Below are 12,616 nucleotides of genomic sequence, written 5' to 3' on the forward strand. Positions count from 1 at the left end.
TGTGCCCGCGTTCCCCCGAACACCGAGGTCAGGCATACGTTTCCGTTCTTCCACACCCCGAAGGCCGGCTCAAAAGGCGTCTCCTACGCACCGTGAAAGGAACAGCAGTGAGCGCTACCGTCCCGCAGCATCCCCGAAGCGTTCCCGCCGTCCCCCGCCGCCCCCGCCACGTGCGCCGTGCCGGGCATGCCGGTTGGGTTCTGGCAATCCTGGCGCTGAGCGCCACGGCCCTGGCCGTTCCCGCACCCGCCCAGGCCCAGGCAGACGAGCAGGTGGCGGTGTCCTTGGGGGACAGCTTCATCTCCGGCGAGGCAGGCCGGTGGTGGGGCAACAGTACGGTGTCCGCCGCTGCGGGCTGCACCCGCGGCGGAACCGACCGGGCCGCTTATCGCAAGCGTTTGATCTGTTACTACGACCCCCAGCGGGTGTATGACGGCACGGCCGTGCACGGAGAGGGCACCGGATGTCACCGCTCCGACGTAGCCGAGATCACCGGGCTGGGCCAGGCCGGGCTCACCCCGGTCAACCTGGCCTGTTCTGGGGCGGAGACCCGGCACGTCATCAACGAGGCGTTCAAGGAGAACACCGCCTCCCAAGCCGAACTGCTTGCGCAGGTTGCCGCCACCCGGCAGGTCAAGGTGGTCGTGCTGTCGATCGGCGGCAACGACCTGAACTTGTCCGGGATGCTGCGCCGATGCGCCGCGATGTACATGGCGGGCGACAAGCGCTCCTGCGCCTCAACGGGCGAGGGCGATCGGTTTCTCGCTGCGCTACCGGCGGTGGAGCAGCAGGTGACCCTGGCGGTTCAGAAGATCCGCCAGGTGATGGGCCGGGCGTCGGCCCGTTCCGCCGGATACCGGCTGATCCTGCAGTCCTATCCCTCTCCGGTGCCCTCCTCGGCCCGGGTGCGCTACGGCGAGGGCGGCGGCGGCAAGGCCACCAAGCGTACGCTCGTGGGCGGCTGCCCGCTGCGGGACGCCGACTTCGATCTGATGCACGACACCCTGGCACCCGCGATCGACGCCATGCTGCGGCGGGTCGCCACCGCGACCGGTGCGGAGTTCCTGAGCATGCTGGGCGCCGTGGAGGGCCACACGTTGTGCGAACAGGGCACAAGCCAATCCGGCCCGCTGGACGACGCCGCCAAACTGGGCGACACGATGGAATGGGTACGGTACGGCACCGTCGGCGCGAAGATCAGCCAGGGACACCAGCAGGAGGCCATGCACCCCAACGCGTTCGGCCAGCAGGCGCTCGGCCGCTGCCTGCTGGCCCTCTACCGCAATCCCGGCACCCAGCCCTGCAACGTGGGCACGCCCAGGAGTCAGACCTGATCCATTCCACAGCCCGCACATAGTCCTCGGCGGCACCAGTTCATCGAACTCACCCGGCGGCCAGCGCTGCACACGCCTCCATCCCAGGGGCCGTGTGCCTTACCGGGGGCGGTCGCGTCACCGGCCTCGATCGGGCCCAATGCGTGGGTGGACTCTTCGACGAGTGGTTCGTGGAGGGCTGACAACGACGACGCTTGGAATTCGTGACGTCGCGGATACCCCCACCCGATGACCTCACAAGGTCACGCGATCGGCCACACCCGCAACGCCTGATCGTCGCGGCTGTACAAGCGCGATGATCGGCTGCGGCCAGTATTGCTGCGGATTCGTGAGGTCTGCGCGCCCTGGCTGACCGCTTCGCGAGAGAGCCGGATGCCGCGTGGCGCGTGTGCTGGACGAGAACGAGCTCATTGGGAACTGGACGCTGGTTGGGAACGAGCGGGATCAGCTGTCGGGCCGGCGGGGCGCGACGAAGCTCGGGTTCGCGCTGCTTCTGGGGTTCTACGCGCTGAACGGCCGGTTCCCGACGGGCGGGGCGGAGTTCCCTGACCAGGTCGTTGCCTACGTCGCCCGGCTGGTGGACGTGCCGCTGCAGAGTTGGGGCTGTACGAGTGGGATGGCCGGACGAGATCGCCGCCGTACGGCCGCTCAGGAACGCGATGGAGGCCAAAGAGGTCTTCCGCCGCGAGGTGGTGGAGCGGCACGTGCTGCTCGCGCTGCCCCGGCCGGCGTTGGTTGAGTCCGAAGCTGTCTTCGCCGGCGAGCTGGGTGCCCTCACTGTGGACTCCTGCACCGGCTGCGCCGAGGCTTTCATTACGCCGAGCTCGACGGCGGCTGCCGCGACGAAACCCGGCCCTACAGCCGAGGGGCGTCGCGGGCAGGCCTCGTCTGGCCACCGCGACGAAACCGCCCGACCACCGTCGGTGGGGCCTGGCGGGGGGTACCAGGTTCCCCCTCGCGCAGGAAACGCCAGAGGCGGTCGGAGGAGTCTTGGCCGCGGTTGAGGTAGAGGGTGTCCCAACTTCCAGGGCCCATGTAGGTGTCCAGCGTCAGGGCGAGCTTGGGGTTGTTGCGGGGGCGGAAGACGGCCCAGCCGGTGACGTGGCTGGACCGGCCTCCTCCAGTCGACGGGACCAGCAGTCCTGGGCACCTGAGCCGTCGCAGGTCTTGATGACGACCTTGCCGCTGGCGAGAACGGCGTGTCGACATCGAGGCCGGGATGGGTCAGTTCTTTGGCCATCCGTCATCGATATGGCCGGTCTCGCTGAGGGTGCGCCAGTCGGCGATCAGGGTTTCGGCCGAATCGATCCGGTGGACGGTGTAGTGATCTCCGCGGTACCAAACGCACAGGGCGACACGCTTCCCGTCATTCTTGAAGTCCCGGCTGACGCTCACCTTCTTCCACTGCTCCTTGACCTCTTCGGAGGTGGTGGTGACCTTCAGCTCGTGTTCGTAGGAGGAGCTGACCGCGGCGGAGAATCCCTCGTAGGAGAACGCGAGGTCGAGGCTGACGCGGATGTTGGTGGTCTCCTCGACCACCTGCGCGTTGCGAGTGGTCAGCCCAATGTAGGCCTCTTCGGTCTTGGTGTAGTTGCTGTTACCGGCGTGCTCGTAGTACAGCACCTGCTGCCAGTAGCCGTAACGCCGCACGATGTAGTACGGGCTGTGCTTGGCCTGCCAGGTGGTGTCCTTACCGGGCTCGTTGATTGCCAGGTAGGGGATGGCGACCTGGCCGATGAGGACCTCGTCGGTGCGCATCTTGGGCTGCTGGAAGCCCTTGAGCCGGTCCACGTCACCGATCTGGGACGGGTCGGTGTCGATGTGCGCCAAGTTCTCGACCTTGGGCAGGTGATTGACCCTTTGGAGGGTGAACCGGGCCAGGGTTTCATCGTCGTCCCCGGCGATCAGCGGCGGGTCGCCCGCCTTCTTGCGGCGGGCGTACAGGCTGGTGCTGGCGTTGGTGATCTCGTAGCCGACGCCATTGCCGACGATGCCCCAGTGGGTGAGGGTGTTGGCCGCCCAGGCTCGCTGCTGGCCGGAGGTCTCGATCACAAGGTTCGTGTCCGCGGCGCTGCTGAGGTTTTCAGGCATCACCAGCTCGCCCCGGTTGGCGTTGACGATCCAGTAGGTGGTGCGTGCGCTGTTGATCGGCATCAGGTGGAAGTAGTTGGCGGCTTCGGGCTTGGCGGCCAGGTCGAGTAGGCACTTGGGCAGCTCGGGCCGGTACACCCGCACGTTGTTCCCGTCGGCCTGCTTGATCAGATAGATGCCGCCCGGCTTGAGCGTGGCGCCGGAGGTCTGGGAGGCGTCGTAGGTCTGGTCGGCTGTCGTCATAGCGTGCTCCTTGGGGATGGAGGATCACAGGGAGGCCGGCCTTCGCGCCCCGGACCGCCCCCGGGAGGGCGCGGTCGGTCCCCGGCCTGACCTGGCCGGCAGGAGGCTCAGAACAGGCCGCGGGGGATCGCCGCTGCGGGACCGGGTCGCCGATCTGCCTGATTGAGAGCCGGTAGGCCGGCGGATCAGTCGGGTGCCGAGACCGTTGCGGTCACGGAGGCGTTGTCGCCGTTACCACCGGTGTAGTCGGTGTCGAAGACCTGGTCGGTCTCGTCCCAGTCGTAGCTGTTGCGTCCCGTGTAGGGGTTGTCCCAGTGGAAGCGGATCCGCTTGCCTGACTGGGTGCAGTTGCTGGCCAGGTAGTCCACCGCGGCCTCGGTGCCGGTCATGAATCCGTCGGACTCGGTCTCGAAGTCGTCGCTGGTGCCGGGCTGAATCGTCCGCGCGGGGTGCGTGACCCAGATTCCGTGGTCCAGCTCCTTGTCGCGCAGCGTCAGCACACACTTGGTGGTGTTGTTGAACGTGACGGCGACGCTGCGTGCCGCTCGCTGCTGTTGTGCCACCAGGTCGGGGGCCGGCACGGCTTGGGCGGCACCAGGAACCGCCGCAAACCCGGCTCCCAGCGTCGCTACGGCGGCCAGGCGAACCCAACGGGTCATCGAATGCTCCTCTCCTGAGGCGAGATGTCTTTGACCGGACGTCGCGCAAAGGCAAGGCAGACCGAAATCGTCTTTCCTTCCTGGGCGGGGCCGGCTGGCGATCTCCAGTTGCCTCTACTTTGGGTAATCGACTTACTACGCAGAGTATTCAAATGCCCTCCTCCCAGCAACGACCGATCCGCCACCATCCCCTTACCAGGAGACGACACCGCCACCGCCCGGAGGTTCGTGCACGAAGGCATCCATCTCGCGTATTGGCACCACGGTGCGCAGATCGTGTGCCGAGACCGCGACCGCGCTGGCGTCTCAAACGCCCTGCTCTGAGGGTTGTGTTGTCTGAATCCGTCGTACTGTCGGTGACTGCAAGGCTCGCCAGCGCTGTCTGTGGACGCTCTCTCGGCGACTGGGCGGGGAGCCGCTCGAAAGTGGGTCCAGGGTGCGGGCCCTGCGGTAAACGCCTCGCAGTCCGCCCCGCCCCCGCGGCGAGGTATCAGTGTCGATTCCGGCTCGATCGTGGCTCTGGCACTGACTTCGTGCGTTGGCCCGTCTCAGTGGCGAGGAGGATGCGTTTGCGCAGGAGGTCGGGGTTGGCTCGGCCGTACATTTGCCGCTTGAGCGTCTTGACGCGGTTGACGTGGCCCTCGACCTTGCCTGAGCTGTGGGGCAGGGTCAGGCCGGCTTTGGCGGCGTCGAAGTCGCGCCGCAGCCCCGTGCTCACGGAGCGCGGCCAGGGCCGGGCAGTCCGCGGTCAAGGCCGTCAGGGTGCCGTGCCTGTATGTCTTGCCCTTCGCGTCGAGATGTGAAGGCTGATAAGAGGTCCCAGGTTCAAGTCCTGGTAGTCCCACCACGAACCACCAGCTCAGAGGCCAGTTCCCAAGATCCGGGACCTGGCCCTTGATCGTTTGTCAGTCACTCGTTAGCGGGCCAGCCTTGACCAGGTGACAGAGGTCAGTCTTCATCGACAGGCACGAGGGGCGGCCGGGAGCCCGCAGAGAGGCGGTCAGGCGGGGACCTTGTCGAGGAAGCCGTACACGTTGCCGATCCGGCCGTCCTCGGCGATCGCGACGACGTCGAAACCGATCACGACGGGCTCGGCGGCGCCCTCGGGGCCGAGGTGCCAGGTGAACCGGGCCGTGTCGTGGTGACCGTCCACGGCGCCGCCCAGGGTGAACACGAACCCGGGGAACATGTCCTGCGCGCCGGCGATCACGGCGGCGACGCCCTCGTGGCCGGTCACCGTGGCCAGCGGGTCGATGTAGCCGCCGTCCTCGGTCCACAGCGCGGCCACCGCCTTCGCCCTGGCCTCGGGGTCACGCTCGTTCCAGGCGGCGATGTAACGCTCGGCCAGGGCGGTGTAGTCGGTCATCTTCGTGCTCCTTCAGGTTGTCTCGGTGACGACACGTGAACGGTGTCATGGACCCTTGAGGAGAGGCGATTACGCGCCGGGTAATGCTTCCGGCCCGCGCGTCTCCTTGCGCAGGTGGGTCTTGAGGACCTTGCCCCGGGTTGCGCGGCAGCTCGGCCTCCCTGGACCAGAACCGGACCGGCGCCTTGAACGCCGCGATGCGGTCGCGTAGGAACTCCTGGAGATGCTCGCCGGTGGCCTCGGCGCTGTGCTTGAGCCGCACCACCGCGCCCACCTGCTCGCTCAGCAAGCTCGCCGACGTCTTCGCGGGCACGGGGATACGGCTGCGCGTGGCCCGCGTCACCGCCGTGGACCCTGAGCGCCAGGTCGTCGCCGTGGCCGACGCCGACGGCGGCGGCGAACTCGGCTACGACACGCTTTGTACGCGCTCGGCATTCACGGCGCCGGCCGCGCCGTCCCCGGCGCGGCCGAGCACGCGGGCTGGAGGTCACCGAAAACGATCAGATCGTCGTCGATCGCACCATGCGGTCGGTACGAGGGACAGGCAAAGCCCAAGTACGTGGGCGGCCGCATGGCCGCGCGGATCAAGGCGGGCATCGTCAAGCTGTCACTTTGGGCCACCTCGCACCCGACGCTCGGCATGCCCAAGCGCAAGCACCGCCTGGCCGCCACGCCGGATGTGTCCGCCGAGAAGGCGCTCGCGTAACCACCTCACGTGGTCCGCGTGGACAGCACCGCCACTGATCGCTTCGACACCGAAGCGACCATGCAGGACGCGTTCTTGCACTGGGAGGCCCGGACCCATCATGACCGCTTCCGCGCCCTCGACCGCGAACCCCGGCGCCTGGCTCCGTGCGTCACGGGGCGCTGGGAGGCCCGAGCGGGACGCCGTCCAGCTCCAGGTGGCGACTCGCACGCACAGCTCGTACGGGATGCGCGCGATCCGCCACGCTCATCGACCACGCCTCCCGCGGTCCTCGGGCATCACTGCTCGATAGGGACCGTCTCAGCGCGGTCGTAGCGGCCTGACCACGCGATGTGCAACACGCTGCTCCGCATTCGGCACTTGTTGCGCGAGTGAGGCTCTTGACCCTCACGTGGCGGTGACGTCAGGCTGCATAGTCGGTGCCGTGGAGGATCACTGGACTGTGGACACGTGGCCGAGCCGGCCGGTGTGAGTGTCCGGGCGGCCATCGAGAGGGGACTCGAGGCACGGGCGAGGGGGCTGAAGGTGACACCGGAGGAGCAACTGGAGATGCTCGGTGCACGGCTGTACAACGAGATCGGCAGCGCTTACCCCGCGACACGGCGTACTGAGCCGCGGATCGCCGCGCAGATCTGGACTGCACTCGGGGACGCGCAGACGGTGCTGAACGTCGGGGCCGGCACCGGCTCCTACGAGCCTCCCGATCGCGGCCGACGCGATCGGCGCCCGCGCTGAGCCGGTGCCCATCCCGTGGGACTGCGCTGACGGCCTGTTCGAGGCGTACTGGCGCCGACCGGCGGCTTATCTGGAGGAGCACGTGCGCCGTGCGATGTCGGTGTGGACGAAGGTCGGGCCCGAGGCCGAGCAGCGGGCGGTGCGAAGCCTCGGCGACGACCTTGACTCCGGCCGGTGGGCCGAGCGCAACAGCGACCTCACCGCCCTCGACGCGGCAGATCTCGGCCTCCGCCTGCTCATAGCGTGAATCACGCCGCAGCGTCAGGATGGTTGTCTCATCCCTGTGTACGCGGATCGCATCGGCCGGCAGCGGTGCGGCCGGGCACACCTTCAGGGACGGCAGGGACGTCTCGTCCTGCGCGCGAGGGTGTCCGGTGACGACCAGGCTCCTGATCTCCGTACGGTGCAGCCGCTCCTACGCGTCCCCGGCGAATCGTCCGTGCGCTCGCAGATCTCGCGGCGGTCGCCACTGTCGGTTACGTGGCCGGATACGACAACTACATAGGACGGTGGGAAAATAGTCCATTGACTGATCGATGAACCGTTGTCGCTGAATCACGTGAGACACCGTCCCCACCGAGCCTCGCAACCTGTGGTCGGTCGGTGGCTTCAAGGGAGGCCGAATGGCGACCAGCCCCATCGGGGCGGGGAGGCCGAGGACCCGCGGCATCGTGCTCAACAGGATCCGGAAGGCACGCACCATCAGCCGGGTCGAGCTCGCCGCCGACACCGGAGTCACGGCGGCGACCATCACCCAGGTCGTCCGTGAGCTCATGGACCTTGGGCTGGTCGTCGAGGTCGGGCGCGGCGCGTCGACCGGAGGCAAGCCTCCGACACTGCTGCAGATCAACCCGCACGCACGGTACGCCGTAGGAGTGTTGTTCGAACGCAACATCTGCATCATCGTCATCGTCGATCTGACCGGCCGGCAGGTGGCCAGGACCGCGTTCCCCGGAACGGCGCTGCTGCCTCCCGAGCAGGCACTCTCGCTGGTGGCCTCGCGTGTGGACGCCCTGATCGAGACCGCCGGAGTCGATCGCGGCAAAGTGCTCGGAGTGGGGCTGGCGACCTACGGACCACAGGACCGGCAGGCGGGCGTGCTGCTGACCCACCAGCCGACCGCCGAGTGGTTCCGATATCCGGTCGCGCCGCGCCTGTCCGAACTCCTGGGCCTGCCGGTGCTGCTCGACAACGACGCGGCGGCCGCGGCGATCGGCGAGCACTGGCTGGGGGCGGTGGAGTCTCGTACGTACGGGTGCCTCTACATGGCCAGTGGCCTCGGCGGGGGCGTCGTCATCGATGGCGAGGTGTACCGCGGCGTCTCTTCCAACGCCGTCGAGATCGGCCACATCACCATCGACGTCAACGGAGGACCATGCGATTGCGGCAACTACGGCTGCCTTGGAAACTACGTGGAACCCGCCGCCGTGATAAGGCAGGCGCTGAAGGAATCGAGCCTCGGTCAACGGCTTGGGCTCGACCCTGCGGATACTGACGTCATGACCGGGTTCGCCCGCATCGCGACCGCCGCCGTCGCCGGAGACCCGGCGGCACGGACCTTGATCGAGCGCTCCGCCCGCCATCTGGGCACCGCCGCCGTCACGATGACGAGCCTGTTCGACCTCGACCTGATCGTGCTCGCCGGCCCCAGTTTCACCACCGCGGCGTCGATCTACCAGTCTGTGATCGAGGAGGAGGTGCAACGGCGTACCTTCGCCCGGCGGGCGCACCCGGTCCGGGTGGTCACCTCGGTCAGCAGCTCGGACGCGGCGGCGATCGGCGGCGCCGTGCTTGTCCTGCAGGGCGAGCTGGCCCTCCTCGAGCGGGACGTACGAGCCTGACGTCGCCGGAGCCGTCACACGTGCCGTGTTGTCTGGATGACGGCGGCGCCGAGAGGAGCCAATGTGATCTCCTCGGTTGCCGCGGCGCCCGTCAGCAGGTCGATTCCCGAGCGGTCCAGGGGAACGGCGACGTCCTCGTCGGGGCTGTGGTTGAGGAGGAAGAGGTACTCGTTCCCCCCGCCCTCCCGTACCGTGCACTCGACGTGGGTGGGCAGGCCCGGGAAGGGATCCGTGACCCCGGCCGTCCGGACCTGGTCCAGAAGGACGGCATGGAAGGCGGCGTCGTCCAGGAGAGTCGCGAAGTAGACGACCCGGCCGGAGCCGTAGGCGTTCGCGACGATCGCGGCGCGTCCTGCCAGCGGCCCGTCGGCGTATCTCGCCAGCGCGGTGCCGGTCTCCAGATGAATGTCCTCCCGCCACCAGCTCGCGGTGGCGGTGCGCCCGTCGGCGAACTGGACCGCGAACCGCTCTCCGGGACGCGCGGGCCAGTACTCGTCGATCTTCGCCCCGATGAGGTGGCGGAACGCCCCCGGATAGCCGTGGGGGCGGACGCGGTCGCACTCGTCCACGACCCCTGAGAAGAAGGAAATGACGACGGTGCCACCGGCGCGGGCGAACTCGGTGACGGCTGCGACGCCCTCGTCGCCGATCAGGTACGCGTTGGGGATGATCAGGACCTTGTACGGCGCCAGGTCACTTCTGGGAGACACGACGTCGATGGTGTGGTGGTGTTCCCAAAGCGGCCGATGGTGGCGCAGCACGCTTTCGCCATAGTCGAAGTCGTCACGGGGCAGCCATCCGGTGTCCTCCAGCCCCCACCGGCCATCCCAGTCGAACAGGATCGCGACGTCGGCGCAGCGCATGGTCGTACCCGCCACCGGGGCGAGGAGGCTCAGCTCGTGTCCCAGGTCGGTGATCTCCCGGAAGGTCCGCGAGTCCGGCCCGGAGTGAGGAACCATCGCGGAGTGGAAGCGCTCCACCCCGCCCCGGGCGGCCCGCCATTGGAAGAACATCACCGAGTCGGATCCACGTGCCAGCGCCTGCAGCGAGCCGAGCCGCATCCGCCCGGGTTCCTTGGCCAGGTTGACGTCTCTCCAGTTGACGGCGCTCGCGGCCTGCTCCATGACCATCCACGGCTGACCGTTCTTCAGCGAGCGGAACATGTCGTAGTGGAATGCGGTCGATATGTGCGATTCGGAATCGCCGGGGTCGGGGTAGACGTCGAGGGCGGCGACGTCCTGTTCCGGCGCCCACCTCCAGTAGTCCGCGTGCGGGTAGAAGGACATCAGGTTGGTCATGATGGGGATGTCGTCGCGGAAGGAGCGGAGGATGTCACGCTCGGCGAGGTAGCACTCGAGCAGGGAGTCGGAGGTGAAGCGCCGGAAGTCGAGGCGGCGAGCGGGGTTCATCCAGATGCCCATGACGTTGGCCACCTCGATCTGGTTCCAGTCTGTGTAGACCTGGCCCCAGAAGCGGGTGGTCCAGGCGGCGTTGAGGGTGTCGAGGTCGCCGTACCTGCGCTTGAGCCAGCGGCGGAAGCCCTCGGCGGCGGCCTGGCTGTACGACGTGGGGCCGTATTCGTTGTTGACATGCCACATCGCGAGCGCCGGGTGGAAGGAGTAGCGCTCGGCGAGCCGGGTGACGATGTTCGCGGCGTACTCACGGTAGACAGGGGAGGCATGGTCGAAGTGCTGACGGCTGCCCAGGCCGAGGGGCCGGCCGTCCTCCATGATGGGGAAAACCTCCGGGTGCAGTTGGGTGAGCCAGGCGGGCGGCACGGCGGTGGGGGTGGCCAGGTTGACGCTGACGCCGCCCTCGTGCAGGAGGTCCATGACCTCGTCGAGCCAGCCGAACTCGTACTCCCCGGGCGCTGGTTCGATCGCGACCCAGGCGAAGATCCCCAGCGAGACCAGGTTCACTCCGGCCTCACGCATCAGCCGGACGTCCTCCCGCCAGGTGGCGCGGTCCCACTGCTCAGGGTTGTAGTCGCCTCCGTAGGCCAGGCCGCCCAGGCGGCTCCTGAAGGCGTGCATACGAGGGTTGGTCATGTGACGCTCCTTGGCGAACCGTTGCGGGCCCAGCCACCGCGGTCCGATGGCTGGGCCCGGCGCTGTCACCTGCGGTCAGGACAGATGATCACGCGTACGGGTTCTGGGTGAGCAGGTGCGCCTTGTAGCCCTCGCCGATGCCGGGCTCGGGCGTGCCGGCGTAGTCCTTGATGAGCACCGCGCCCGTGCTACAGCCCCACGGGCTCCAGGTCCAGGCGAGGTACGACACGCCGTTCTTGTCCGCCCACTTCGTGAGCTGGTCCATGTAGTCGTAGCCGCAGTTGTCCGCGCCGAACTCACCGGTCACCACGGGGACCTTCGCGGCGAGCGGAGCGATCTGGCTGTCCCAGCAGGACGCCGTGGCGCAGGCGTTGAAGCTGTAGGAGTGCCAGGATGCGGCGATGTTGTTCAGCGGGTCGTTCGGCTTGTACGCCAGCCACTCCCGCATGTCGTTGGCCCACTCCAGGCCGCCCACCATGAGGATGTTGGTCGCGCCGGTCGCCCGGACCGCGTCGACGAGGTCCTGCATGCCGGCCACCTCATAGGGAATGCCGGTGCAGGTGCCGCCGTCACGCAGGCACTGCCAGCCCAAGGTCTTGTTCCAGTCGCTGCCGACCTCCGGGTACGGCTCGTTGAACAGATCGAAGACCACCGCGTTGTTGCCCTTGAAGGTCTTCGCGACGCCGGTCCAGAACTGGGGAGCGTACTGCGCGTCCGGCATCGGCTTCTGGCACGTCGCGGTGGCGTCCTTGCAGTGCCAGTCCGGTCCGTTGCTGAAGGCGCCCGTGGTCCAGTGCAGGTCGAGGATCGGCGTGATGCCGTTGGCGACCAGCAGGTCCGCGTAGCCCTTGACCTCCTGCTGGTAGGCGGCGCCGCTGGGCGAGCCGTTGAGGCCGAGCCAGCACTCCTCGTTGAGCGGGATGCGGACGGCGTGGATGTTCCAGCTCTTCATCGCGTCGACCGACGCCTGGTCCACCGGGCCGGAGTCCCACATCCCCTTGCCCTGGACGCAGGCGAACTCGCCGCTGGAGCGGGAGACGCCCAGCAGCCGGTACGGCTTCCCGGCCGCCGTCACGATCTTGTTGCCGGAGACGTGCAGCTGCGGTGCGGGGCCACCGGGATCAGAGCTGGGGCTCGCGCTGGGGCTCGCGCTGGGACTTGCGCTGGGACTTGCGCTGGGGCTCGAACTGGGGCTCGAACTGGGACTCGCGCTGGGACTTGCGCTGGGGGACTGGCCGGTGCAGGCGACACCATTGACCTTGAACGCGGTGGGAACCGGGTTGCTCCCGCTCCACTTGCCGACGAAGCCGATCGACACCGAGGCGCCGGTGGCCACATTGGCGTTCCAGCTCAGGCTCTTGGCGGTGACGTGGGTGCCGGACTGCGACCAGTCGGCGCTCCAGCCGTTGTTCACACCCTGACCGGCATTGGGGAAGTCGAACTCCAGCGTCCAGCTGGTCAGCGGGTCGCCCAGATTGGTGATCGAGACGTCACCCTGGAAGCCGCCCGACCACTCACCTGCGACCTTGTATTTCACTGAGCAGCCACTGGCGGCGGCTGAGGCCGGTGCATTCACGAGCGCGGCGCCTGCGG

At 68.0% G+C, this 12,616-nt stretch carries 10 protein-coding genes and 1 pseudogene; 6 read left to right on the forward strand and 5 right to left on the reverse strand.

The window, feature by feature from the left end; translation table 11 throughout:
- Window positions 1-107: 107 nt before the first annotated feature.
- Both F5972_RS12170 and F5972_RS12175 read left to right on the forward strand, forming a co-directional pair.
- Window positions 108-1,334, forward strand: coding sequence for a GDSL-type esterase/lipase family protein (locus tag F5972_RS12170; protein ID WP_191910074.1), 1,227 nt, complete (start codon window positions 108-110; stop codon window positions 1,332-1,334).
- A gap of 379 nt (window positions 1,335-1,713) precedes the next feature.
- Window positions 1,714-1,961 (forward strand): annotated as a pseudogene (locus tag F5972_RS12175) (DUF4158 domain-containing protein); the annotation flags it as partial.
- Window positions 1,962-2,558: 597 nt separating this feature from the next.
- Here the strand turns inward: F5972_RS12175 and F5972_RS12180 are convergent.
- The 3 genes from F5972_RS12180 to F5972_RS12195 form a co-directional block, all read right to left on the reverse strand.
- Entirely contained in the window at window positions 2,559-3,668 is a 1,110-nt protein-coding gene (locus tag F5972_RS12180; RefSeq protein WP_150933582.1) for a hypothetical protein, read from the reverse strand.
- A gap of 185 nt (window positions 3,669-3,853) precedes the next feature.
- Window positions 3,854-4,327, reverse strand: coding sequence for an aegerolysin family protein (locus F5972_RS12185; RefSeq protein ID WP_150933583.1), 474 nt, complete (start codon window positions 4,325-4,327; stop codon window positions 3,854-3,856).
- A gap of 1,000 nt (window positions 4,328-5,327) precedes the next feature.
- Window positions 5,328-5,693 (reverse strand): nuclear transport factor 2 family protein, encoded by a 366-nt coding sequence (locus F5972_RS12195; RefSeq protein WP_150933584.1) that lies wholly within the window; start codon window positions 5,691-5,693, stop codon window positions 5,328-5,330.
- A gap of 418 nt (window positions 5,694-6,111) precedes the next feature.
- On the opposite strand from F5972_RS12195, the gene F5972_RS37155 reads away from it, so the two are divergent.
- From F5972_RS37155 to F5972_RS12215, 4 genes are all read left to right on the forward strand, one after another.
- Complete coding sequence (locus tag F5972_RS37155) at window positions 6,112-6,399, forward strand: hypothetical protein (RefSeq protein ID WP_225311389.1); 288 nt, start codon at window positions 6,112-6,114, stop codon at window positions 6,397-6,399.
- Window positions 6,400-6,849: 450 nt separating this feature from the next.
- Window positions 6,850-7,134 carry a hypothetical protein gene (locus F5972_RS38055; protein WP_225311390.1) on the forward strand — a complete coding sequence of 95 codons (285 nt, stop codon included), beginning with the start codon at window positions 6,850-6,852 and terminating at the stop codon, window positions 7,132-7,134.
- Window positions 7,135-7,138: 4 nt separating this feature from the next.
- Window positions 7,139-7,381 (forward strand): hypothetical protein, encoded by a 243-nt coding sequence (locus F5972_RS38060; RefSeq protein ID WP_225311391.1) that lies wholly within the window; start codon window positions 7,139-7,141, stop codon window positions 7,379-7,381.
- Between the two features lie 376 nt (window positions 7,382-7,757).
- Window positions 7,758-8,975 (forward strand): ROK family transcriptional regulator, encoded by a 1,218-nt coding sequence (locus F5972_RS12215; protein ID WP_150933585.1) that lies wholly within the window; start codon window positions 7,758-7,760, stop codon window positions 8,973-8,975.
- 14 nt (window positions 8,976-8,989) lie between these two features.
- Here F5972_RS12215 and F5972_RS12220 read toward each other — a convergent pair whose 3' ends face one another.
- Both F5972_RS12220 and F5972_RS12225 read right to left on the reverse strand, forming a co-directional pair.
- A complete protein-coding gene (locus F5972_RS12220) occupies window positions 8,990-11,023 on the reverse strand; it encodes a beta-galactosidase (RefSeq protein WP_225311392.1) in 2,034 nt (677 codons plus the stop codon).
- A gap of 88 nt (window positions 11,024-11,111) precedes the next feature.
- Complete coding sequence (locus F5972_RS12225; RefSeq protein WP_263641820.1) at window positions 11,112-12,560, reverse strand: cellulase family glycosylhydrolase; 1,449 nt, start codon at window positions 12,558-12,560, stop codon at window positions 11,112-11,114.
- Window positions 12,561-12,616 lie beyond the last annotated feature (56 nt).

Origin of the sequence: Microbispora cellulosiformans (assembly GCF_008728085.1) — a bacterium.
In the GTDB taxonomy this organism is placed as follows: Bacteria; Actinomycetota; Actinomycetes; order Streptosporangiales; family Streptosporangiaceae; genus Microbispora; species Microbispora amethystogenes.